At 56.0% G+C, this 24,385-nt stretch carries 24 protein-coding genes; 12 read left to right on the forward strand and 12 right to left on the reverse strand.

What is annotated here, in order from left to right:
• Positions 1-314: 314 nt before the first annotated feature.
• The 4 genes from ruvB to HRF49_02870 all read right to left on the reverse strand — a co-directional run bounded on the left by ruvB (position 315) and on the right by HRF49_02870 (position 4,806).
• A complete protein-coding gene (gene ruvB, locus HRF49_02855; protein ID MEP0813590.1) occupies positions 315-1,334 on the reverse strand; it encodes a Holliday junction branch migration DNA helicase RuvB in 1,020 nt (339 codons plus the stop codon).
• 78 nt (positions 1,335-1,412) lie between these two features.
• On the reverse strand, positions 1,413-2,504 hold the full coding sequence (locus HRF49_02860) for a M20/M25/M40 family metallo-hydrolase (protein ID MEP0813591.1): 1,092 nt from the start codon (positions 2,502-2,504) through the stop codon (positions 1,413-1,415).
• A 105-nt stretch (positions 2,505-2,609) separates the two neighbouring features.
• Positions 2,610-3,593, reverse strand: coding sequence for a GDP-mannose 4,6-dehydratase (locus HRF49_02865; GenBank protein ID MEP0813592.1), 984 nt, complete (start codon positions 3,591-3,593; stop codon positions 2,610-2,612).
• Between the two features lie 40 nt (positions 3,594-3,633).
• Positions 3,634-4,806: a type IV pilus twitching motility protein PilT gene (locus HRF49_02870; protein MEP0813593.1), complete on the reverse strand. Its 1,173-nt coding sequence runs from the start codon at positions 4,804-4,806 to the stop codon at positions 3,634-3,636.
• Positions 4,807-4,993: 187 nt separating this feature from the next.
• On the opposite strand from HRF49_02870, the gene HRF49_02875 reads away from it, so the two are divergent.
• Positions 4,994-5,749, forward strand: a complete 756-nt coding sequence (locus tag HRF49_02875; GenBank protein ID MEP0813594.1) for a glycosyltransferase family protein — start codon at positions 4,994-4,996, stop codon at positions 5,747-5,749.
• Between the two features lie 86 nt (positions 5,750-5,835).
• Positions 5,836-6,741, forward strand: coding sequence for an N-acetylneuraminate synthase family protein (locus HRF49_02880; GenBank protein MEP0813595.1), 906 nt, complete (start codon positions 5,836-5,838; stop codon positions 6,739-6,741).
• A 22-nt stretch (positions 6,742-6,763) separates the two neighbouring features.
• Here HRF49_02880 and fliE read toward each other — a convergent pair whose 3' ends face one another.
• The 7 genes from fliE to panB all read right to left on the reverse strand — a co-directional run bounded on the left by fliE (position 6,764) and on the right by panB (position 11,035).
• The gene (fliE, locus tag HRF49_02885) at positions 6,764-7,066 is read right to left on the reverse strand and encodes a flagellar hook-basal body complex protein FliE (GenBank protein MEP0813596.1); all 303 of its coding nucleotides are present in this window, start codon (positions 7,064-7,066) and stop codon (positions 6,764-6,766) included.
• A 44-nt stretch (positions 7,067-7,110) separates the two neighbouring features.
• A complete protein-coding gene (flgC, locus tag HRF49_02890; protein MEP0813597.1) occupies positions 7,111-7,518 on the reverse strand; it encodes a flagellar basal body rod protein FlgC in 408 nt (135 codons plus the stop codon).
• Positions 7,519-7,521: 3 nt separating this feature from the next.
• The gene (gene flgB, locus HRF49_02895) at positions 7,522-7,914 is read right to left on the reverse strand and encodes a flagellar basal body rod protein FlgB (protein ID MEP0813598.1); all 393 of its coding nucleotides are present in this window, start codon (positions 7,912-7,914) and stop codon (positions 7,522-7,524) included.
• A gap of 23 nt (positions 7,915-7,937) precedes the next feature.
• Positions 7,938-8,795: an HDOD domain-containing protein gene (locus tag HRF49_02900; protein ID MEP0813599.1), complete on the reverse strand. Its 858-nt coding sequence runs from the start codon at positions 8,793-8,795 to the stop codon at positions 7,938-7,940.
• Between the two features lie 122 nt (positions 8,796-8,917).
• Positions 8,918-9,274 (reverse strand): aspartate 1-decarboxylase, encoded by a 357-nt coding sequence (locus tag HRF49_02905; GenBank protein MEP0813600.1) that lies wholly within the window; start codon positions 9,272-9,274, stop codon positions 8,918-8,920.
• 10 nt (positions 9,275-9,284) lie between these two features.
• Entirely contained in the window at positions 9,285-10,205 is a 921-nt protein-coding gene (locus HRF49_02910) for a pantoate--beta-alanine ligase (GenBank protein ID MEP0813601.1), read from the reverse strand.
• Positions 10,205-11,035 (reverse strand): 3-methyl-2-oxobutanoate hydroxymethyltransferase, encoded by an 831-nt coding sequence (gene panB / locus HRF49_02915; protein MEP0813602.1) that lies wholly within the window; start codon positions 11,033-11,035, stop codon positions 10,205-10,207. Before panB ends, HRF49_02910 begins: the two co-directional genes overlap by 1 nt.
• A gap of 359 nt (positions 11,036-11,394) precedes the next feature.
• On the opposite strand from panB, the gene HRF49_02920 reads away from it, so the two are divergent.
• The 10 genes from HRF49_02920 to HRF49_02965 all read left to right on the forward strand — a co-directional run bounded on the left by HRF49_02920 (position 11,395) and on the right by HRF49_02965 (position 22,151).
• Positions 11,395-13,362, forward strand: coding sequence for a hypothetical protein (locus HRF49_02920; GenBank protein MEP0813603.1), 1,968 nt, complete (start codon positions 11,395-11,397; stop codon positions 13,360-13,362).
• Positions 13,363-13,410: 48 nt separating this feature from the next.
• Positions 13,411-14,796 carry a DUF342 domain-containing protein gene (locus tag HRF49_02925; GenBank protein MEP0813604.1) on the forward strand — a complete coding sequence of 462 codons (1,386 nt, stop codon included), beginning with the start codon at positions 13,411-13,413 and terminating at the stop codon, positions 14,794-14,796.
• Between the two features lie 23 nt (positions 14,797-14,819).
• A complete protein-coding gene (locus tag HRF49_02930; protein MEP0813605.1) occupies positions 14,820-15,614 on the forward strand; it encodes a TatD family hydrolase in 795 nt (264 codons plus the stop codon).
• A complete protein-coding gene (locus tag HRF49_02935) occupies positions 15,615-15,995 on the forward strand; it encodes a TraR/DksA C4-type zinc finger protein (protein ID MEP0813606.1) in 381 nt (126 codons plus the stop codon).
• Between the two features lie 7 nt (positions 15,996-16,002).
• Positions 16,003-17,007 (forward strand): signal peptidase II, encoded by a 1,005-nt coding sequence (gene lspA / locus HRF49_02940; protein MEP0813607.1) that lies wholly within the window; start codon positions 16,003-16,005, stop codon positions 17,005-17,007.
• The gene (locus HRF49_02945; protein MEP0813608.1) at positions 16,997-17,662 is read left to right on the forward strand and encodes a ribonuclease HII; all 666 of its coding nucleotides are present in this window, start codon (positions 16,997-16,999) and stop codon (positions 17,660-17,662) included. The genes lspA and HRF49_02945 overlap by 11 nt, the downstream gene beginning before the upstream one ends.
• Positions 17,663-17,886: 224 nt before the next feature.
• Entirely contained in the window at positions 17,887-18,339 is a 453-nt protein-coding gene (locus HRF49_02950) for a hypothetical protein (protein ID MEP0813609.1), read from the forward strand.
• Positions 18,340-18,533: 194 nt separating this feature from the next.
• Complete coding sequence (locus HRF49_02955) at positions 18,534-20,231, forward strand: S-layer homology domain-containing protein (GenBank protein ID MEP0813610.1); 1,698 nt, start codon at positions 18,534-18,536, stop codon at positions 20,229-20,231.
• A gap of 96 nt (positions 20,232-20,327) precedes the next feature.
• Positions 20,328-21,155 (forward strand): cytochrome c3 family protein, encoded by an 828-nt coding sequence (locus HRF49_02960; protein MEP0813611.1) that lies wholly within the window; start codon positions 20,328-20,330, stop codon positions 21,153-21,155.
• 90 nt (positions 21,156-21,245) lie between these two features.
• Positions 21,246-22,151: an NAD(P)H-binding protein gene (locus HRF49_02965; protein MEP0813612.1), complete on the forward strand. Its 906-nt coding sequence runs from the start codon at positions 21,246-21,248 to the stop codon at positions 22,149-22,151.
• A gap of 28 nt (positions 22,152-22,179) precedes the next feature.
• Here the strand turns inward: HRF49_02965 and HRF49_02970 are convergent, their stop codons facing one another.
• A complete protein-coding gene (locus tag HRF49_02970; protein ID MEP0813613.1) occupies positions 22,180-24,339 on the reverse strand; it encodes a PAS domain S-box protein in 2,160 nt (719 codons plus the stop codon).
• Positions 24,340-24,385: the final 46 nt, after the last annotated feature.

Consider the following 24,385-nt stretch of genomic DNA (forward strand, 5'->3'; position numbering starts at 1 on the left):
CCCCACTCCCCATCTCCTTGCACCCTCGCCCTTTCCCCGCGTCGCGCAATTTGGCATAGGTCCGGCATAGGTTCGGCGGGGCGAACCCGCGCACAAAGTCGCGGCGGATGCGGCGGGTATTGCGGCGGCCATCCGGCGGGCCGCCATGGCGGTGTGGTATCGGCGGCCGCGTCCGAGCGCAACAAGTCTTCATCTTTGTGCTGTTCACTTTGTACTTTTGACGGGCGGCTGCCGGCCTTAACAATTCCGAGGCTGAAGCCTCGGCTCCCTTTTCCACTGCTCACTACTCACTTGCGGGCGAGCCATTGCCCGCCCTACTCGAACAGCCCCGGCGTGCGCTGTTCCTCCCCCGCGCCGGCAAGGTGCTCCGGGAAAGGCAGCCCCAGATATTCGTACGCCGCCCGCGTGGCGATGCGGCCCCTCGGCGTGCGCACGAGGAAGCCGAGCTGCAGAAGGTACGGCTCGTACACGTCGGTGAGGGTGTCCGACTCCTCGCCCAGCACCGCCACCAGCGTTTCCATCCCCACTGGGCCGCCTTGGAACTTCTCGGCGACGGCGGAAAGGATGCGGCGGTCCATGCGCTCCAGACCCAGCGCGTCGATGCCCAGCTCGCCCAGCGCCCAGTCCACGAACGCCGCGTCGATGCTGCGATTTTGCTCCACCTGCGCGAAGTCGCGGACGCGCTTGAGCAGTCGGTTGGCGACGCGGGGGGTGCCGCGGCTGCGGGCGGCGATGGATTCGGCGGCGCCGGGCGCGAGTTCGGTTTTCAGGATTCCGGCGCTGCGCTTTAGGATGAGCACAAGCTCATTCGGCGGATAAAGCTCTAGGTGGTGCAGCGCACCGAAGCGCTCGCGGAGGGGGGCGGTAAGGAGGCCGCTGCGCGTGGTCGCGCCGACCAGGGTGAAGCGCTCCAGGGGAAGGCGGATGGACTTGGCGCCGGGGCCTTTGCCCAGCACGATGTCGCAGACGAAGTCCTCCATCGCGGGGTAGAGAGTTTCCTCGACGACGCGGTTCATGCGGTGGATTTCGTCGATGAAAAGCACGTCGCCGCGGCCGAGGTTCGTCAGGATGGAAACGAGGTCGCCGGCGCGCTCAAGCGCGGGGCCGGAAGTGGCGGTGATTTCGCTGCCCATTTCGGCGGCGATTATGTGCGCGAGGGTCGTTTTTCCAAGCCCCGGCGGCCCCGAAAACAGCACGTGTTCGAGAGGTTCGCCGCGGGATTTGGCGGCGCGCATCATCACCGAAAGGTTGCTTTTCAGCTGCTCCTGGCCTACGTATTCCGCAAGCGTGCGCGGGCGCAGCGCGCTCAGGGGCGCATCTTCGGGGCGGGGCATTCCGCCAGTAAGCCGCTCCGAGCCGTCGGGATTGTTCACCGGCGGAAGTTTAGCACGCAGAATGCGAAGGTCAGGGCGCTACTTGCGTTTTTTCGGCCAGGGCGTCGGCGTGATTTTCTCGCCGGGCTTCAGGTCGCGGCAGAACTGCACGGTGAGCGCGACGATGTCGTCCAGATCCTTCTTGGCGATCATTTCGACGGGCGTGTGCATATAGCGCTGGGGCGGCGATATCACGATCGTCGGGATGCCGCCATGGACCCGGAAGACGCTGTCCGCGTCGGTGCCGGTGCGCGCGGCGTTGATTTCGGTCTGGAACTTCATTTTGAGCTTGTCCGCCGCCGCGATGAATCTGCGCACCATCGCAAGGTTGTTCGCGCTCCCCATCGAAATGACCGGGCCCTCGCCGATGCGTATGTCGCCTACCTTCGCCTTTTCGAGTCCGGGAGTGTCCGTCGAATGAGTCACGTCGTAGACAACCGCGCAGTCGGGATGCTGCGAGTGCGCGAGCATGTTCGCCCCGTGCCCGCCGATCTCCTCCATCACGTTCGCGCCTGCGACGATGCAGCAATCGAATTTTTTCTTGCTTTCCGCGAAAGTGCGCAGAACCTCCGCCGCGCACCATAGTCCGATTTTGTTATCGAGGGCTTTCGATACTATTCTATCGTTCATCAATTCGATGAAAGGATAATCCATCACCGCGACGTCGCCGACCGCGATGTGCTTTTTCGCCTCTTCTGCGTTCCTCGCGCCGATGTCTATCGCAAGCTTGTGCATATCGAGCAGCTTTTTGCGCTCGTCCGCATCTTTCAGATGAACCGCGGTCGAGCCGATGACGCCTGGGACGACGCGGCCGTCCTGCGTGTAAATTCCGACGCGCCTTCCCGCCACCACGGCCAAATCCCAGCCGCCGAGCTGGGTGAAGCTTGCGAATCCGTTGTCGTCAATGTGGTTGATGATAAATCCTATTTCGTCCGCGTGACCCGCCAGATAAACCCGCGGCTTGCCTTTTGGATTCAATACGGCGATGCCGCTTCCGTAGGAATCCGTCGTCGTTTCGTCGGCGTACGGTTCGAGGTATTCGAGGAAAGCCTCAACCGCGCGCGTCTCGAATCCTGCGGGCGACGGGGTCTCGCAAAGCTTCTTCAGAAATGCCAGGCTTTTCTTGTCCATCGGGTCTCCTTGCCAAAACGGGCGGATTATACAGGACGGAAGCGAACCGTACGCGTTCGGACGAGTTTGAAATATGCGGGCAAGCTGCGAGGCGCGGCTTCAGGATTAGTGCCGCTGTTCGGAGGGCCTGTATCCGGCCCTGAACCTGGCGCGCCACCAATCGAGCAAATCCGCCATCGTCTGCTCGAATGAAATCGTCGGCTGCCATCCTACCGCGCTTTTCACTTTCTCGTAGCTGCCTTCAAGCTTGGGCAAATCCGACGGACGCAGCCGAGACTTGTCGACCTCGATTTTAACTTTCACTTTGGAAATGGAAATCAGCATGTCCAATACCGAGGCAATCGTTCTGGCCTTGCCAGATGCGATGTTGTACACGTCGCCCGGCCTGCCGTCCTGCAATATCGCGAAGTAAGCCCTGACCACGTCGCGCACGTCGGTGAAGTCGCGTTCCGCGTCCAGATTGCCCACTTTAATCACCGCTTCGCGCTCGCCGCGCTCTATTTCGACGATCTGCTTGGCGAAATTGCTGGTGACGAAGACCTCGCCGCGTCTTGGTCCGGTGTGATTGAACGCCCGCGTGCGGATGATATTTAGGCCATAGCTCTGGTGGTACTGGTAGCCGAGCAAATCCTGGGCGACTTTGCTTACTCCGTAGGGCGACAACGGCTTGAGCGGGATGGCCTCCGTTATGGGGAAGTCGTTGAGCCGCACCTTGCCATATTCTTCGCTGGAGCCGGCTACCAGGAACATCGGATTGAATCCGCGCTCGCGTATCGCTTCGAGCAGGTTGAGCTGGGAGACGATGTTGTTCATCATCGTCTGCTCCGGGTGGTTCCAGCTTGCTTGGACAAAGCTCTGGGCCGCCAAATGGAATACGCAGTCGGGCGAGTAATCGGCGAACAGGCGCCTGACGCTGTGCGGGTCGGTCAGTTCGCAGGTGGCAAGCTTGATCCTGTCTTGAACAGCGGTCAGATTTTCAAGCGGGCTCCTGGTGCGGATGGTGCCCGTGACCTCGTGTCCGAGCGAGAGGACATACTCCGCAAGATGGCTCCCGGCGAACCCGGAAACGCCTGTGATTAGTACTTTCATTTCAAGTCTCGGTACGGAAGCGCGATTGTACCACTTCGAATCAGCCCTTTCTAGCTCGCGTCAACGAGTTTCCCGTCTCGGCTTCCCGCGCCAGTTTGGAGAAGTCGGCCCTGGACTGGCTCATTTCGCCGCGCTTGAATTTGGCGATTGCCTCCATTACTTCCTCCAGATTTTCGCAACGGCTTCCCGCCTCGTCAAGGGTGATCTCGCTTCTCGCGACCAGTTCGCCAAGCGCCTGATCCATCGTCCGCATGCCCTGCCGCGTGCTTGTTTGAATGACCGTTTTGATCTGAAACGTCTTTTGCTCCCTGACCAGATTGGCGATGGCGTGATTTACGAGCATGATTTCTACTGCGGGGACTCTGCCGGCGCCGCTGGAACGCGGAACGAGAGTCTGCGAAAAGACGGCGCGCAGGGTTTGGGACACCTGAAGTCTGATTTGTTGCTGCTGCTCCGGGGGAAACACGTCGATTATCCGGTCTATGTTCTTGGCGGCGCTTTGCGTGTGAAGGGTCGCGAAGACGAGGTGCCCCGTCTCGGCCGCCGTCAGCGCGAGCGCAATGGTTTCCAAATCGCGCATCTCTCCGACAAGAATCACATCCGGGTCTTGCCTAAGGGTTTCACGGAGGGCGGTCGAAAACTGTTTGGTGTCCTTGCCGACTTCCCTTTGGCAGATCATCGAAAGGTCGTCGGTGTAGACGTATTCGATGGGATCTTCGATGGTGATGATCCGGCTGGACCTTGTGTGATTGATGTAGTCGATAATCGCTGCTAACGTTGTGGATTTTCCGCAACCGGTCGGACCGCATATCAATATCAGTCCGTTGGGAATCGTTGCTATTTCCTTGCAAATGGTGGGAAGATTCAGTTCCTCAATCGTCGGTATGCGCAATTTGATCGTGCGGAAGCTTGCCGAAACGGAACCGTTCTGGAAAAACGCGTTTGCACGGAACCTGCAGACTCCCCGCAGTTCGTACGCGTAGTCAAGCTCCAGCTCCTGTTCCAACTTCGCTATTTGCGTTTCTTTAAGCGAAGAATAGATAAGTTCGCGCGCCTGTTTTTCATTCTCGACGATGTAAGGGGATTTGACGATCCTGCCGTCTATTCTGAAGACGATCGGAGCACCGGACTTGATGTGAAGGTCGCTCGCGTTGAGTTCAACCATCATCGCCAAGAAATCGTTGAGAAACAGATCTGAACTTTTGGTAGGCATGTTTCACCCGTAATCGGAACACTCATTATACACTAACAGGAGGACTGAATGCTTTTGAAGTGACCGTTAGTGAAATCGGCTCGGACCTCTTGAATCTTGCTATTCCGGCGGATTATGTTATAATCTGGATGCATGCGGATTTCAATCCTGCATACCTCGTTTACTTCTTCTCCAAGGAGCACAGCTTATGCACAAGGTCATCGTCCTGCAGGCGCGTCTAGGTTCCAGTCGGCTTCCGGGAAAGGTCCTTCTCCCGTTATCGGGCAGGCCCGTTCTCTGGCATATCCTGGAAAGGCTCAAGTGCGCGCGGACGGTGGATCAGGTTTGCGTTGCAACCACGGTCAATCCGGCGGACGACAAACTTGTGGAATTTTGCGATGAATACGGCGTTAAGGTAATCAGAGGCAGCGAGTACGACGTTCTGCAAAGATACATCGTCGCGGCCTTCGAAACTGAAGCGGACATTGTTGTCAGGGCGACGGCGGACAATCCGCTTGTTCATCCCGACGGCATAGACGAGCAGGTGGAATATCTCGAAAACCATCCGGAATGCGACTATGTTTTCCAAAGCGATCTTCCGCTTGGAACCATGGTCGAAACGTTCACAAGAAAAACGCTGGAAAAGCTGGACTACGTTTCCAGGGACGCGATCTACCGCGAGCACGTGACGTTTTATCTGCACGACAAACGCGGATATCACGGATTCCATATGGCCGACATCGCCGTTCCAGCGGCGCTTCGCAATCCGGAGCTTAGGCTCACACTGGATACCGAAGAAGATTACCACTTGCTTTCGACCATTTACGAAGAACTTTACTCGGAAGGCGACATCATCCGGTTGGAAGATGTAATTGACTATTTTCGCCGGAATCCGGGGTTGAAAAACTTGAACAAGGATGTAGTCCAAGTTCCATCGCAGTTCGTTGCCGAAAAGGTGGTCTAGCCGGGGAGGAGAGGCTTCTGGGCCGCGTATACGTTATAGCCGAAGCTGGAATCAACCATTGCGGCAGCGTGGATGTCGCGGCGGAAATGATCGAAATAGCCGCCGCTGCGGGCGCGGACGCAATCAAGTTTCAAAGTTTCAAGGCGGATGGACTGGCCAGCAAAAGGGACGCGCGCGGTCAATACGATTTCTTCAGGCGTTTCGAGCTAAACCATGAAGACCACGCCCGCCTGGCCCGGGCTTGCGCCGACGCCGGTATCGATTTTCTGTCCACCCCGTTCGATTTCGAATCGGCAAATTTGCTTGACAACTTGGGTGTGCCCGCATTCAAAGTCGCTTCGTGCGATTTGACCAACCTGCCGTTGATCGAGCACATCGCGAAATTCGGAAAACCGATGTTTATCTCGACCGGGATGGGAAACATCGAAGAAGTAATTGCCGCAAGGGACGCGGCTCTGTCGTCGGGCTCGCCGGAAGTAACGATGCTTCACTGCACGACGCTTTATCCCACGCCGTACTCGGCTGCGAACCTCAATGCGATTTCAACGATGAAAGCTGCGCTAGGGACTCCAGTCGGGTTCAGCGATCATACGGTGGGCAATTGGGCATGCTACGCAGCCGTCGCTTTGGGGGCGGCTGTTATCGAGAAGCACTTCGCCTTGGACAAAAGTATGGACGGCCCCGATATTCCCGGAAGCTGCGATCCAAAAGAGCTGGCCGATCTGGTTGCGGGAATACACGCGATCAGCGAATCGCTCGGCTCCGGTGAAAAGGGAATCGCGCAAGGAGAGGACGAGATGGTGGCGATCGCCCGAAGAAGCGTATATTCCGCTATCAGGATTTCCAAGGGGGAATCGCTGACAGCCGATCATTTGGCTTACAAGCGGCCTGGTGACGGTATTTCCCCGGCGGATGCTGCGCTGCTTATCGGGAAAAGGGCGCTGCAAGACATCGAACCGGACACTAAACTGGACTGGAAAATGCTTGGATGATGCACCGGAATCGCGCCGTTCGCTATACCGGCATGCGGGTGACTTCCTGATAAGCCTCGATAACTTTGTTCCTTAGCTGAATGGCGAACATCAATGCAAGATCCGCCTTGTTGACCGCCAGCACTACTTCGTGCAAATCAACATCCGCCCCGGAGGCGAAAGAGCGGACCAGATTGTCCGCATTGGAATGCAGCTCGGACAGCTTTTCGATTTGCTCGACGAGGATATTTTGAAATGCATCCGCCGCGCCTGCGCCGCCGGCGGGCGATTCCCCGATCCGGGAAATCGGCCGGAAAACCGCTTCGATTGGTTTGATTTCGGTCATCGCAACCATTATCTCACATCAAGCGGCGAAGCTATACTTCGAAGCTAGGCGCGAAGAAGTCCGATGGTCTGCATGGCCATATCCTTGGCCGCCTCCATCGCGGTGATGTTCGCTTCGTAGGCGCGGCTGGCCGCGATGAGGTCAACCATTTCAAGCATAATGTCCACGTTCGGATAGGCAACGTAGCCTTCCGGGTTCGCGTCCGGGTGCCCGGGTTCGTAAACCAGTCTTGGCGGCGCGGCATCTTCTGCAAGCCTTGATACCTTTACACCAAGAACATTTCCCTCGGCGTCGGTCAAATCTGCGAATACAGCCAGTTTTCTTGTATATGGGCCGCCTGAAGCCGTACGCGTCGTGTTTGCATTGGCGATGTTGCCGGAGATAAGATCCATCCAGACCCTGTGCGCCGAAAGACCGCTTGCGGAAGAGTTTAGGGCTGATAGAAAGCTCATTGCTTATACCCTCCCATCCATTATCACGGCCCGGTACATCCTGCCGCGCTTTTCCGCCAGCCCAATAAACGCATTGTAAAGAAGGTGCGTGCGGGCTTCTTCGGCCATTTCCCTGTCCACATCCACGCCGCCGCCGTCATAACGAAAAGCGATGCCGCGCTGTTCGATGATTTCAGGCTCTATCGCTTTGATGCTGCCGAGAAGCTGGTCTTTGGAGGTCACGGAGGAGTCGCCGAGAGCGCGGGCGATTTCGCCTGCGAAATCCACGTCGCGGCGCACGTAGCCGGGGGTGTTGACATTGGCCAGATTGCCCGCGATCGCCTCCTGGCGCGCGTTGAGGAGGTCGAGGCTCTTCCTGATGACAGCGAGCGTAAGATCCTTGCCGGCGATATCCATTTCAAACTCCGGGTTCGCGGGCGTTATTCGGGCAGAAACTTGTTTATGTCCAACAATTTCGCCTGCGCCCCGCGTAAGATATCGTCAATAAAGCTCCAATCTTTACCCAGAGCCGCCAGTGCCTGAACATCGACGTGATACGAAAATCCATCCAGCCCCAGCCCGATTCCCATCATCAGGCATACTGCATCGGCAATGTGAACCACGGGAACCAACGGGCCGCCGTCTTTTCCTTCCGCCGGATTGTGGTGGTGGCGCACCGCGGAGAGAAGCTCGTCCGGAAGATTCCATTTTTCGCAGACGCGGGCTCCAAGCTCGGTGTGGCTGAAGCCGAGTACTTTCTCTTCCGCTTCGGGGAACGTGTAATTTTCCTTTTCCACCAGCCGTTTGATTTCTTCCACGTTTTGCTCGACGTACTCGCCGAGTATTGTTTTGCCTATGTCGTGCAGCAGACCGGCGACGAACGCCTGTTCCGGATTGCCGGTTTTCGTTCGGGTGCTTATGTCGCGCGAAAGAAAGGCGACGGCGAGCGAATGGCGCCAAAGCTCGCCTTTGTGCATTTCGTAGCCGGCGACATGCTTGTCGAAATTGTTGTAAAGGCTGAGAGCGTAAATCAGGCCTTTGATGGTTTTGAATCCCAAAAGCACGACGGCATCCTGGATTGTCCCGATGTGCTTTGGAAATCCGTAAAAAGCGCTGTTGGACAAGCGCAGGAGCTTGGAGGCGATTGCCTGGTCGCTGCCTAGAACCTCCGAAAGGTCGCTGACGCTGGAATTGGGGTCGTTCAGCACGGACATCACGCGCGGGATTATTGCCGGAAGGGGCGGTATGTCCTTGACGGACTGAAGAATGCTGTCCATGCTGCCTGTTCTAGCGTCCATTTGTGCTCCGGAATTACGGGAGATGTCATTATATACCATCGCGGAGCGCGAATGCTATATCGGAATTTGCCCGCAGGGGCGATGGCAAATCCAACACGAATATTGCAAAATTTCGGCAATATTCAATTGCGGTCCGACCGGACCCGATTGTCCGGGCCCGGCTTAATCACTTTGGGGACGATCTTGCGCGCTTCTTCCGGCTCCGCCTTTGCGAAGGTCATTATTATCAACTTATCACCCGGCTTTCCGTAATGCGCTGCCGCTCCGTTCAGCACTATTTGTCCAGGCTCGTCCAGCGGGATTGCGTAAGTCGTCAGCCTGGCGCCGTCCCTTACGTTGGCGACGAGCACTTCCTCGTAGGGCAGTATTTCCGCTGCGTCAAGAAGCTCTCTTGAAATCCCGATTGAGCCTTCATATTCGATGTCGGCGCCCGTCAGGGTGCAAAGATGAATTTTGGATTTTAGTACCGACAAAAGCATCGAAACCACCTCAAGAGGCCGTCTCCGATTCGGACAGCCGTATGTTGTCAATCAGCCTGGTCGAGCCGAAATGAACCGCAGCCAGCGCCACGTCTCCCGGCTCCGCATCCATTTCGCGGCGTTTAAGGGTTTCCGGATCCGCTATTTCCAAATACTCGATACCGAATCCATCCACAAAGCCCATCAGCCGCATCATTTCGGACATTCCGATTTGCACCAGCCTGTGTGCATCGGCGATCCCGTTCAGAAATTCCTTCTTTAGCTTTACAAGCGAGGCAAAAAGACCGGGCGCGGCATTTCGTTCCACGTCCGACAAGTACCTGTTTCGCGACGAACAGGCCAGGCCGTCTGTTTCGCGGACTGTAGGCATGGCCACAATTTGGAGCGGAAAGCTCAAATCCTGAACCATCCTTTTGACAGCCTGAAGCTGTTGGTAATCTTTTTCGCCGAAATACGCCCGATCGGGCATAACGATTCCAAACAACTTCGCTACCACCGTTGTGACGCCGTCGAAATGACCGGGCCGGCGTTCTCCACAGTAGCCTTTCGTCACCTCGGCGACAGCCACCCGCGTTTGAAATCCGTCCGGATAGAACTTGGCCGCGTCCGGAGCAAGCAGCGCGTCAACCCCGGCTTCCTCAAGCATCGCCTTGTCCTTTTCAAACGGCCGCGGATATTTCCCCAAATCTTCGGATGGGCCGAATTGAAGCGGATTCACGAAAATGCTTACGACCGTGAAGTGATTTTCCTCCACGGATTTTCGGACCAGCGACATGTGTCCTTCGTGCAGCGCTCCCATCGTCGGCACGAATCCAACCAATGGAATATATCCGGGCTTGGCTCTGGTCTCCTCCCAGAGCTTCAGATGGTAATTGCGCTTAATCCGCCAAACGAATCCCGTCAGCTCCTGCGGATCGGTGAAAATGTCCATCAGGCTTCCTCTTTTACCGCGGGCGTATCGGCAAACTCTTCTCCCCGCCTTGGATAGTTTCCGCGGCGCACGTCCTGCGACCAGGCGGTAAGCGCTTCCGTTCCCCTTTCAAGCAAGTCGCTGTACGGCGATACGAACGACGGCGGCTGCGGATACATTCCCAGAAGGTCGTTGATGACAAGAATCTGGCCGTCACAGCCCGGGCCGCTTCCTATGCCGATGGTCGGCGCGTCGATACGCTTGGTAATCTCCGCCGCGACGCCATGCGCGACGCATTCGAGCACGATGGCGCAGCACCCAGCATTTTCGAGCGATTCCGCCTCGGAGATGATTATTTCGCGGTCCGACGGGGTCTTTCCGCGGTATTTGAAGCCGCCGGACGCGTGCACGGTCTGCGGCAGAAATCCTGTGTGCCCCATTACGGGAATGCCGATTGCAATTAGCTTCTCGATCGCTTCCAGGGTATCGGGCGTGGCGCCTTCGAGTTTGACGCCGTCGCATCCGGAATCTTTAAACAACCTTACGGCATTGCGAACCGTGTCCTCGGCGCTGATTTTGAAAGTGCCGAAGGGCATATCGGCGAAAACCGGGATTCGACCATCCACTGCCCTAACAACCATGCGCGAGTGGTAAACGATGTCGTCCAGCGTAACCGGAATCGTCGTGTCGGCGCCTTGAACCACGTTGCCGAGGCTGTCCCCCACAAGCACCAAGTCAACGCCGGCATCCCTTGCAATGGATGCGGTGAAAAGGTCGTACGCGGTAATTGCGACGATACTTCGGCCCTGCCGCTTCATGCGTGCAAGGCTTTTTCCGACAAACTTACTCATTTTGCATCCCCTTTCCAAGTTGGCCGCAGCCGCTTCGGGCGCACAATCGGCCGCAGTCGGCGGCAGACAACCGAAGCGGTCTGCAAAAAGGGGGGCTGGCGGACGCGCGCAGTTGCGAACGTATGTTTCCACCGTCCCGGTCCTTTCGGCTCCAAGCGGCAGGTACATTGTACCATATTTTATTAAAAACGGTTTCCCGCAACACCTTGTTCTTCGACGCGCCCGCATCGATCTTATGAATTTGGATTGGTATTTTCACAAGGCGTGATTGCTGCGCCGACAGAAACCAATTAAAATCGGCATATTGTCAATAACTAACTCGTCTGCTAAAATGCGCGTTTTGATACGGGAGTTTGTAGATGGTGAACATTCGTGTACAGGCGGGTTCGACGCTTTCGAACGTCGACATCATCAAGCTGCACCTGTACTTCGACGGTCCAGCGACCGAAGAAGAACTGGCGCAGGAAGTTTGCCGCCTGATGCGCGCGAATGTGAGTGTCGAAAAAGCGCTTGAGCGCTATGTCAGGCCGGTCCTTGCTTCCCAGCCCATCTTCAGAAAATCCGGCGACAAGTACGAACTGGATATCGAGAAGCTTCCGGAACATAAAGTTGTCCATAAAGTTCTTGCCGATGAACGGAAGTTCCTATCGGAAAAAGACCTTAAAAGCAAGGTTGCAAAAGAACTGGGAATTAAAGTCAACTGCGTGGCGCTTGACGCGACGAGGATACCCGGACTTAAGCAGCAGGGCAAACGCTGGGGGCTGGAGCACTGGCGCCTTGTAAACGATGAAGCGTTCAAGTTGATGAAGGAACGTCCCGGAAGCATTTCCGAAAGCGAAATAATCAAGCTGGTCGTCGGTGCAGGACTCGCGTCGGAAAAGGAAGCCATATTCGATCCATTCGCCGATTCCAGGTTCAAGCGCGATAGAAAAAACTGGAGGCTGGCAGGTACTCCCGCGAGCGAACCAAAGGCAGGAAAGGTCAAACCGAGACCCGCGGTATCAGTGGATAGAAACCTCGAATCCGAGTTCATCCGCGCCCAAATCGCCAAGGAGCGCGAGAAGCAGCAAAAGGCTGGAAAGCCTTCCGGCGAGCTTAAAAAGGTTTTGATAAAAAAGATCGTCTCGGAAAAAATCAAGGAGCGCGAACCCGTCGCGGCTCAAGAAGTTGTTTCTGGAATCGCGCCCGTTTTGGAGGAGCTGCATTCGGGAACATTCGGGCTTGGCGGCGACTTCGATAAGGTGACCAGCTTTCAGCGGGTCGAGGACTCTCCTCGAGAGATGAGCCTTTCACCCAAGGAACGCACGGCCATAAACGAGTTTCTTGAGCGTCTTGTTTCCGACAGCGATATTGTTCCTTTGTCCGATCATCCCATCAAACTCGGCGGTCCGCTTTCGGCTCCGAAAGTGGAGCGCATCGTTTACCACAGATACAAGGATTACTCGACTCGGCGGTGCATCATTCCCGAGGAATTCAACCGGATGCTTGTGGAAATTCTCGCGCCCAAGCTTTCGGATTTGGTGCTTAATCCGGCGGCCCAGGCCGGCGCGCTTGCGGTAGCCGTTCTGAATTACATCAACGAGCAAATGCTGGGCATTTACTGGGCGCTCGGAGACAACGACTCTGTGCTTCTCGTTTCGCAAAAAGGCGCCAGGCTGACTCTCGACGCACGCGACACGCCACTGATAGAAAAAGCAAAAGAAGAGTTCGTCGTCAACCGCAACGACCTTATCGGCAACTTCATCAGCTTCAATTTCTGCGGAATCGAAACCGATCCGATTCTCTTCCAAGCAGCCCGCATAATCACCCGCCTTTCCGGGTTCGAAGACGTTTATATAGTCAACCGCGATTTCCTTACGGAGCTTCCCGAAATTTTCGGTCAGCCGCCGAATCCCGAAAACGACATTGACCTTCTTTTCCAGGTCATTTTGGGCAACCTTACGTTCCGCGGCGAGCAAAGCTTGGTAAATAATTTTGTCGCGAATTACATCGACCAGGCTTGCAGAATTGTGGCGGCGGACGGGCGAATCGGGTTTTTCGTCAACTGGGATTTCCTCCAGCTGCTCGAAGGACACGAGTTTCTGGATATGATTCTGTCTAGGCAGTATTTCAAGGCGATTTTAAGGCTGCCCGCAATTCAGAGCGACATTGAACCCGCGCTTGTCGTCATCGAGCCGAGGGAAGCGGAAGAGATTCCGGACACGCTGTTTGCCGTAATTAATTCGAGTTCCGACATTCCCAAAGTTTTGGCCGCGCTTCAGGGAAGCGAGGCATCCGATTTCGTCAGACGGATTCCCGCCAAGGGATTTTCGGAAATATTTCGCTAACCTGGATTTCGCAGATATTTTTGCTTTGAGTTACGCCTGGGTGCGAGAATGTCGGAGATTGATAAGCAAATCGAGCAGTGCCTGAGTCTCCAGATTTCACAGGACTGGATGGAGGCGAAATTCAAGTGTCTTTCCGAACCCGCGGGATTTACCAAAGAAGATTTGCGTGCATATCTATCCGAGCGCATGGTGACTCAAGGTGTTTTGGAAAACGGCCTTGAGGAAGCGCTTAAGCTTGCACCGGGGAATACGGCGATCGTCGCAAAAGGCACGCCGGTTCAAGCCACCGTACAGCCGAGGATAGATTATTTCTTTCCTTTGACGGAAGACGTCGAAGTCGCGGAAAAGTCCGATGGCAGCGTTGATTTTCGCGAAATAGGGCGGTTCAACAACTTCGAAGCCGGGGCGATTCTCGCGATCAAAACGCCCGGACGGGAGGGCGTTCAAGGAATGGACATCCGCGGGAAGTGCATCGAGCCGGAAAAGCTGAAGGATATAAAAATTCCCGTCGGCAAAATGGTCGAGTTGTCCGAGGACGGGACGCAGGCGCTCGCAAAATCGGGAGGCCATGCATGCCGGGTGGACGGAAAAATCACGATACTTTCACGCATCCAAATTCCCGGCGATATAGACTATTCAACAGGAAACATCAGATTTCTGGGCGATGTGGACGTCGCGGGCAACATACTCGCCGGATTTCAGCTTGAAGTGGGCGGCACGCTTACCGTGCGCGAAAACATCGAAAATGCAACCATCCGCGTGGGCAAAGATTTGATCGTAAACGGCACGGTTTTCGGAAAAAGCGGGACAGTCATTGTGGTTAACGGCAACGCTTCGTTTCGCGAAGTGGATTCGGCCGCATTGGACGTGATGGGTGATTTGGTTGTCAAAAACGCAATCAGGCATTCGACGATTCGCTGCGGAGGCAATATCGAAATAACATCCAAAAACGGGGTGATAGTCGGCGGCGAGGTTTCCGCTCTCCGCACTATCAAAGCGGCGAATCTGGGCAGCAACATGGGAACGCTGACAAGAATCACGGTTGGAACAAATCCGTTCATCCACCAGGAAATAGATCAAATCGAAAAGCGCCTGGAAGTGCTGCGCACCAAACTTTCGCAGGTAGATACTCATCTGCAGTTGATGGATAAAAAAGTTGCCAAGGGGGATGCCAGTCCAACCTTACAGGAATTGCATTCCAAACTTACTTCCGCCAAAGCGACGTTGAAGAAGGAGATAGCGGCCTGCGAAAGCAGTTCGAACGAGCTGCGGCAGAAGCTGGTGGAGCTGGGAACCGCCCACGTCGAAGTTCAGGATACGTTATACAGCGGCGTGGTAATCACGGTTCGCCGCTCCAAGGCGAGAACGTACGACGAGCACCGCCGCGTCCGGGCCGAGGAAGAGGCGGGGGAAGTCAAGTTCTTCCCCATTTAGAGTTTAAGGAAAGGATTCGCCGCTTGATTCCGCTGACAGATACGCATTGCCACCTTTACCGCGAATACTTTAACGATTTGCCGGAGGTAATCGCGCGCATGCGGGAGCGGGGCGTGTCGCTTGCGCTGGTTCCTGGTTACGATATCGCGACCAGCAAGGAGGCGCTGGAACTGGCTTCCAGGGAGCCGGGATTGCTTGCCGCGGCGGGGATTCATCCCACTGCCGACTTTTCAAAGCTCAAGCGGGATATGACGGAGTTGGAACGCATCTGTTCCGAAAACGCCGGAAGGATCGCCGCAATCGGCGAAACCGGCATTGATCTGCACTGGAGCAAGGATACGCTTGAAACACAGAAGGAACTTTTCGCATTTCACCTGTCTCTTGCGCGCAGGTTTGACAAACCTGTTATAATTCACACACGTGAATCTGCTCCCGAGGTCGTTCAAGTGCTCCGAGAGAGCGCTTATGGCGGTCGCGGGATATTTCACTGTTTTGACGGAAGTTCTGAAACCCTTGAATGGGCTAAGAAGAACGGATTCGGCGTTTCCTTCGCCGGAAACGTTACTTTTCCGGGCGGAGAGGCACTCAGAAGGCTCGCTTCTGCGGTGCCCGACGATCTAATTCTGGTTGAAACGGATTCGCCGTTTTTGGCGCCAAAACCCGTCAGGGGAAGCCGGAACGAACCGGCCAACGTGCTTTATGTTCTTAGCGCGGTGGCCGAGATTAAAGGATGGACCATCGAGCACGCTGGAGAAGTGATTCGGGCGAACTTTGCCCGTATTCTTTCTCCGGGCATTTCGGGTTTAACAGGTGAATAAATGGCTACAAGCAAGACGATCAATACGGATAAGTTCAAGGAAGTGCTTGTCGAGAAGCAAGCCGCCATCTCGAAGCAGATCATCGGGCTGCGCAAAAAGATAAAGAAGTCGCTCGACGAAGGGCGCGTCTACGAGCGCAATTCGGGAGATCCCGACAGCGATTTCGTAACGGAGTCCAGCGAAATCGAACGCGACGAAATGATGATACTGCAGCTTGAAAAAAACTTGCATGACATTGACGACGCCCTGAAGGCGATAGAAGGCAACTACTACGGCGAATGCCAGATGTGTGGCAAACACATCGACCCGGCGCGATTGAAGGTGATTCCTTGGGCGAAGTATTGCTATTCCTGTCAGAATTCGCTGGAAAAAAACCAGTAGGCCTCAATTGACCCGGGAAAATCAATTCAAAATCGGCGAAAACCCGCCGGGGCAGGCGCATTTTGCGCGTGCAGGCGAGGTTGCGGATCCGACGGAGCAGGTAAGCGCGCAACCGGAACCGGATTTTGAAGCGGCGGAAGCCGAAGCAAGCTGCGGCGAGCTTGTCGAAATGGAAACCGAATCCGGCTTGCCTGCCGATGAAGGCGAGGAACTTTCGCAAGCGCTGCGCAACAAGAAGGACTTGGTCGGCGCGTTTTTCGCGATTTCGGTTATCGTAGTCATCGCCGACCAGCTTGCGAAATGCCTCGCGGTCTATAAACTGGGTTATTTGCATAAGCCGTTCGACAGCTACTGGCATTTCGCCGCGGAGTACTTCACAAGATTTCGCGCATTTCCATACCGGTTCGGAACCGACGGTTACCGCGAGCCGGTTGAAGTAATAGACGGCTATTTGCGATGGCAGCTCACTACCAACACGGGCGCGGCGTTCAGCTGGTTTCGCGGCCATCCGGAGGCGCTTGCACTTGTAAGCGCGCTCCTCATCACGCTTCTTTTTATTCTGTATAGGCGGTGGGGCAAATCCAGCCGGATTTTGACGCTCGCATTCGGATTGCAGATAGGCGGCGCATTCGGCAATTTCGTGGACAGGGTCAGGCTTGGCGAAGTTGTGGACTTCGTCGCGACCAAGATTCCCTGGTGGGCGGACGGGCGTTTCGGATGGATAGATTTTCCGGTCTTCAACGTTGCGGACGCAAGCGCGGTCGTCGGCACAATAATGATCGGACTCGTGCTGCTCATTCACGACATACGGGAAGCGCGCGCGCGGGCGCGGCACGCGCGCGATGAAACGGATGATGGAAAGTCTGACGGAATAGCGCATTCCGCGTCCGTTGAATTCGAAACATCGGGGCAGGGCGGCATCGGTTTAGGGGAATTCCAAAACGAATTTGCGGAGCCGCAGGCGGAGAGCGAAGCCGAACAGGCACCGGAGGAATCGGCGCATGAAGAGTAAGAAGCCCGTAATTGAGCTTCCTTCGGGGGCTGTCGTTGCTGGAGTGGACGAAGCAGGGGTGGGTGCGCTTGCGGGGCCGGTCGTCGCGGCCGCGGTTGTTTTGAATCCCGTCGCGCCCGCCGGGAGGCTCAAGGACAGCAAGCTGCTTTCGCCTTCGCAACGCGAGCATCTTGCAGCGGAAATCAAAACGTATGCGGTTGCCTGGTCGATTGCATTCGTAGCGCACACGGTGGTGGATTCGATAAACATCCTGCAGGCGCGGCTTTACGCGATGAGGCTCGCGGTCGAGCGCCTCGCGATTCGCCCGGATCAGGCGCTGATTGACGGCGACAGGCTGCCGGCCCCTTTCGGAATCGAACTCAAGGCGATTGTTGACGGAGACGACCTGGTTCCGGAGATTTCGGCGGCTTCGATACTGGCCAAAACCGCAAGGGACGCCTGGATGGAACGCGCGGCAATCGAGTATCCCGGATACGGTTTCGAGAAGCATTTCGGCTACTCGACCGAAGCGCACAAGGCGGCGCTGGAAAGGCTCGGGCCGTGTGCCATCCACCGCCGCACTTACGAGCCGGTGCGAAACAGCGAAACTCTGTTCGGGTCTTCGCCGGGATTGACCGACGCCGAAACGATAGAGATGCGATATGTTGATAAGTAATAACCGGTACCCATTTCAGTGGTACCCGATTTTTCGCCAACATGACCTTACGGAAACCTTGACATTGGACAAATCCGCGTTGCGCGGGTATAATGTCGTGTCCGTTCCTTCGGACGGTTTGGGTCGCAGTTTGTGAGGAGCGTACATTTAAAGTTGGGGAGCGTCGAGGAATCGCCCTTTCCCGAGGGCGCGCCGCCGCACATCCTTCTCTGCCTGGAATGCCTTTGCGCAAGCATTTGCCTTCACACAGCCAGCCCGTGATCGTCGGAATCGATCCGGGAAATCACAAGTGCGGAATCGCCGTGGTGGACAGGGCCGGTACGCGGATTTATTCCGAGGTCTGCCCGCGCCGCCTTCTGCAAAACAGGTTGTCGCCCATTTTTGCGCGGTATACGGTTTCGTACATTGCCGTTGGAAGCCGTACGGGTTCTGAAGGTGTGTTGCGTGAAATTGAATCAATGGGGTGCGGATATTCCACCGTCACGGTGGAAGAAGCGAAATCGACGCGCGAGGGGATGAGTCTATACGCATCAAGCGCGCCGGCCGGATTAAGCTGGCTTTACTGGCTCATGCTCATTCTCGGAATAGCGAAAGCGGACGGTTGGGCGGCGCTTGTCATCGCCCGCCGTAGCCTTCAATACGGCGCCGAAATCGCGGATGCTCCCGCCAATATTTAGCTTACAACCGCTTCAGCGGCGGATTCGCTGGCAAAAGGAGGTGATTCGTTGGGCCAGCAGCCGTCCTTCAAGCGATAAGTACTTTCGTTGTTACTGTGTAGTATGCCTTCAGGGTGCGATGGCTTTGCAAGGAAACTTGGATACTTGCGTTGGGCCGGTACCCCGAGGGTAATTCGAATCCAACGAGGTAAAAGATGAACAAGATTTACATGGTTTTCGCGGTGCTGGTTGCGTCGCTCATGCTTTCGACCGCCGCATTCGCCCAGGGACCGTTTACGGACGTTCCGTCCGATCACTGGGCGTACGCCGCTGTGAAGATGCTCAAGGACAACGGCCTGCTTCAGGGCTATCCCGACAACACCTTCCGCGGCGGACAGTCCATCACCCGCTACGAGATGGCCCAGGTCATCGCGCGCGTGTGGTACAAGGTTGAGGAAATGGCCGCTTCAGGCGGGGTTTCCGACGAAGTCAAGGCTCAGTTGGAGAAGCTCGCACAGGAGTTCCGCAGCGAGCTCGCCGACCTCGGCGTCCAGGTGGACGACATCATGGCCGCCCTTGACGAGCAGGGCAGCGAAATCGATCGCCTGCGCAGCATGATCCACGACACGAACGTGAACGGAATGATCCGTTTCCGCACCGGCGGTTTCGTGCAGAACAACGCGGCGATGGATGCCAATGGCAATCCGACCGACCTCGCAACCGACATCGGTCACGATCTGTACGGGAACCTCAATTTTCACTTCATGCCTAACGACATCTCGAAGTTGGACTTCAGCTTCGTGTATGCCGAGACTCACGGCATGATCGCCGGAATGATCCCGTCGGCCGGCGACGGCATCGCCAAGCCCGCCACGCCTCCGTTCGGCAACGCGGGCACGACCGATACGCCCGAACTCGACGTTGCGAAGTTGACCGTTGACCTGACCCCCTGGGTCTCGTTCTTCGGTGACACGCCGACCTTCACGATCGGCCGTCAGTACTTCAGCTTCGGCGACTTCGGCCTGACCGGCGACAACGGTTTCTGGAGCGATTACGGCTTCCGTTTCGACACCAGCTGGGGCGAGACCTGGGACTTCTGGGCCGGCGCCTACAGGCTCGATTCGGTCAGCACGCTCGGCGCGGGCCTTGCGCCCTCGTTCTCGTATGCTCCCACCCGTTCGTACCAGAACACCAACTTCGTGACCGAGAGCGATGACTTCGTCGTCGCGGGCATCGGCTACAACGGCCCCGAGGGCACCGTCCCCGGTCACGACTATGCCTACCACTTCGAGTTCTCGGCGGTGCCTTTCGGCTACGGCCAGGAGCTCTATTTCGGCGGCAGCACCAACTTCGAGATTCCTTGGATGGCTGACAGCTACTGGGTGAATGGCGCCCGCGGCGAGGCCGTCTGGGTTCTCAACAACGTTTCGGACCGCGATCCCGACGATCTGGGTCTCGACGCGATTTCCTGGGTTGCCGATCTCGACATTTACAACAACGGCAACACCAAGTTCGTGGGCTCCTACGCCCAGATCAGCCAGCTCGAGGGTATTCCAGTTTACGCGAACGTGGACAACGACCCGTTCAGCGAGTGGGATTACACGGTGGCCGCGAGCGGCGACGCCTTCAACATCAGCCGTGAGGGCAAGAACTACTTCCCGGCGGACTTCGATGGATGGGGCGCCAGCCTCGAGCACACCTTCTCGAACGGCCTTTTCGGCAAGGTTTACTTCTATGACGGTAACCGCCGCAACAGCCGCTTCGAGGAGCGTCCCGGCGTACTGCGCTTCATGTTCAAGTACCCCTTGTACGAGAACGCGACGATCGGCCTCGACGTCATCAACGGCGGCCTGACCGACGGCCTGGACGACACCAACACCCTCGTCCGCGGTGAGTTGCTCGTCAACTTCTAATTGACGGCATCTCGCTTTCCAAATCGGAAAGGGACTCCCCCGGGGGCAACCCCGGGGGATTTTTTTTGCCCAATTTTCGATGTTATTATCCGGCCGGTGAATATTAAATCTCCCACAAGTGCGCTGTTGTCCCTAGCGCCGGTCATGCTTTTGGTTTTCGCGGCGGCTGTGCGCGCCGCCGATTCCGGATTCGATGCCGATTGCGCTTCCTGCCATGCCGCGAAATCAACCTTATTCCAGTCTGCAATCGCCAGGTTCGAAAACTCGCTTCCCGCCGACCTGCATTTCACATACGGATTGACTTGCGCCGACTGCCACGCGCCACACAGCGAAGCGAATCCCGCGGGAGCGCGCCCCGGCCTCGAGGCCTGCGCCGGGTGCCACAAGGCGATATCCGAAGCATATTCCAATGGGGGGCACTATGACGCATTCCGGGAGCTTGGCTACAACGACTGCTCTGCATGCCACAAGCCGCATGGTTTGGAACGGTTGGAATCGGAAATAACTTCGAATTCTGCGATCGAAGCCGGAGACGGATTTTGTGCGACGTGCCATTTTCCCGGAAGCGTTCATCATTCGAGAATCGCCGAAATGAAAACCGTTTTTCAGGAAATCTCCAAAAAAGTAAAAGAGCTGGGCAGGGAGCAGGCCGGATTGATGTCGAAAGAGCGGTTGCTCCCCCCGCCGTTGAGAAGCAAGGCGCAGTTCGGCGGCCCGCCCGAAGCCATGCTGGACGAAGCGAAGGCAGCGTTGCACGGCGTTGACGGATGGATGGAAAAAATTTCGCTGGATGCGGATATCCGGCTTGCCAAGATAAAACGGGATTCGAACCGCGCCGAAATGCTGATAGCCGCAATGTTCGTTGCCGCGGCGACGCTCGCGGTGGCGGTCGCGTGGATGTACTTGCGGGCGAAGCCGCGGTGAGGAATTTGGGGCCGTCTCCCAAAAAGCGCTGCGGTTCGAATATGCTAAAATCCACCGCCGACCTATGCAGCCACCAATCGGAGTCCGCCAATGGCACTTGTGATCGGAGGGACGGGATTCGTGGGACGCGAACTCGTCGCCCGGCTGTCCGAATCGGGCACTCCCGTCCGCGTCATGGCAAGGCATTTGGGCCAGGCTGACGCGATTCTGGGTCACATACGCGATATCGAAATCGTCAAGGGCGATCTCCTTGAGCCCGGTTCCATCATAAGAGCGATCGGTGCGGAGGACGTTGTCATATATCTCGCATCGGCGCTCGCCAGCCCGGCAACCGACCGTCCCGCGACCGAACTGGACCAGCGGATGATGACCAATCTTTGCAGGGCGCTCAACGTGCCGAATCCTCCACTTATTGTTTATCTCGGGCCGCTTTGCGACAGAAGCAAAACGATTCCGCCGGGGATGGTTGCGAGGATGCATGTGGAAGCGATATTGAAAGAAAGCGGCTTGCCGAATTGCATTTTCAGGACGGCACCGATATTGGGAAGGTGGGGGATGTTTTTCAGGCTGATGCATGCCGCGGCATCAAGGCTGCGGATTATTTGGATGATGCGCTCGGCCACCACGCCGTGCCAGCCAATATACGTGGGCGACGTCGTCAGCTATCTCGCGGAAGCGTGCGTGAAAGAGAATCTTTCCGGAAGGGAGTTCGAGATTGCGGGAAACGATGTTATGTCCTACCAGGATATGATCGAACTGTTGATTTCCGTTTTGGGGTATTCGAGGCTGGTCATTCCGGTTCCATTCGATTTCACAAAGTCCGCGGCGGCGTTTTTGTCGAGATGCACCGGAATCCCGTTGCAGGCGGTTACGGCTTTCATGGAGTCCATGTCCGTGCCGATTCTGCAACTGGACAAGTCCGTTCAAAGCGAGTTTCCGTCCATCCACGCGCTCGGCTATCTCGACTCGATTCATTTAATCCTGAAAGAGCTTTAGGAAAAACGCCCAAAAAAGCGCGTGCCGATCAGCCGCGGGATTCGACGGAAACCGCTTCAACCGCTTCGGGGAAGTGAAGCGTGAAAGTCGTCCCCTCGTTTTTTCTGCTTTCCACGGAAACCGTCCCCCCATGCGTTTCCACCACCCCGTACACTACGGCGAGACCCAAACCCGTACCCTTGCCAACGGACTTCGTGGTGAAGAATGGATCGTAAATCCTGTCAAGGTGTTCCTGCGGCATCCCTATGCCGTTGTCCGCAACTTTGATTTCGATAAGATTCGGGCCGGACGCCGGGTCAGCGGGCTTGATTCTATCCACCGTGATTTTTATTTTCCCCCCGTCCGGCATCGCGTCGCGCGCGTTTACTAGGAGATTGACCATCATCTGGTCGAATTGAATCGGGTTGAACAGAAGCCGCGCGCCGGTCGCGATGTAATCGGTTTCCACCGTGATGTCCATGCTCTTCGGCAGAACGAAAATTTCCAGCGTGCGGTCGATCGCTTCGGTGACGTCGATTTCCTCCTTTGAGACCACTTCGCCCCTTGCGAACGTCAGCAGGTGCTTTACCATTCGGTTCGCTCTTCGGCCAAGATTAAGAATGCGCTGTGTGATTTCCATCAGTCTTGAATCGTTCGGATAACGCTCCTCGATCATTTCGGCAAGACCGATTACTCCGCCCAGAATATTGTTGAAATCGTGGGCGATTCCGCCCGCAAGTGTTCCCACGGATTCCAGCTTCTGCGCTTGAAAAAGCTGGCGTTCGAGCTGCCGTTGAGCAGTCACGTCGGTAACATGCGCCAAAAGGCAGGTTTCCCCCTTGTATTCAATAAACTCGACGCGGAAGTTGAGGATTTTTTCTTTTCCGCTTTTTGTGATTATCCTGGTGTCTTCCGACATCTCGACCGGTATCTTTGCAATTTGAAAAACGATGCTTTCGACAAACGATTCGATATCGTCCGGATGAATGTAAGCGAGCGGCGATATTTTATTGAGTTCGTCCATGGTGTATTCGGATATGGATTCGAATTGCGGATTGCAGAAGAGGTACTGCCCTTTGCCGTAGACGAAAATTCCGCTTATAGAGCTGTTGACTACGCGCTTGTATTTCACCTCCGAAAATATCAGTTGTTGCAGATATGTATCCAGCTCCTCCTTCATTCTCTTGAAGCTGAGCAGCAGCTCGTCGAGTTCGTCGCGCATAAAAGAGGATGTCGCAACCTTTGGGAGTCCCTCGCCCGACAGGAGGTTTTTCGTTGCAAGGTTCAGACTGGTGATCCGGCCTACGATATAAAAACTAAGAATGAACGCCAGAATCGTGGCAAGCAACGCCGCAACGGAAAAGATTATTATTGATGTTCTGTCCAGTGTGGTTTTAACCGGCAATAGGCTTTCAGGCGGCGCGGTAAGCTGGATTGCGCCGATGATGTTGCCTCCGATGTCCGTCAGCGGAACGAAGGCTCGTTGGTCCAGTTCATCATCGGAATTCACCCAGTAAGTTTTTTCTCCGGCGCCGAATTCGCCCATAATTTTAGACCAGAGTCCCATCGGCACATCGGGCTGCAGCATGGATGATTCCGGAATTATCACAGCTCTTCCGGCGCAGAAAATCGCGAGTTGCGATTGGAGAAGCGTTTGCCATGCTCCCGCCAATCGCCCGTCGATTCGCCTCGCCACAACGAATCTGCCTTTCGGCGGGCCGGTGCCGTCGTCCCTGAGGAGATTCGAAACGGCGACAATCGCAGGCCTTCCTTCCAACAAGGCAAGACCCGCCCTCGCGACGTTTCCTTGCGGTGCGGGGACGGAATTTGCAATCATCCTGGCTTCGCCGGAGCCGAACTGGCCTGAAACACTGACTGTTTCACCATCTGCGGTTACAAGAGCAACAGATGGGTTGCCTTCAAGCGTGGAAATTCGAACGGAAAATTCCGACCTTTGGGGCGGGACATCCTTTTGTATTAATAAATTGTATATATGTGACCAGTAGGTCAGCGATTCCGCGTCCGACTGGAGTTGCCTGCTTTCCGCGGCAATCGACGACAAGACAGTCTGGATGTCCCTTGAAATCCTGTTCCGTTGAATGCTAACCAGAGCGTCAGTGATGTAATGGTTGGTGAAGTAGTAAAAGATGAGAACGGGCAAAAGCGCCGTCAGCGGGAACAGCAACAGGTATTTGTAGCGGATCGACACCCCTCAAAGTATACACAATGTTGATAACTTGCTGAAAATACTCTCA

The organism is bacterium, assembly GCA_039961635.1.
In the GTDB taxonomy this organism is placed as follows: Bacteria; 4484-113; 4484-113; order JAGGVC01; family JAGGVC01; genus JABRWB01.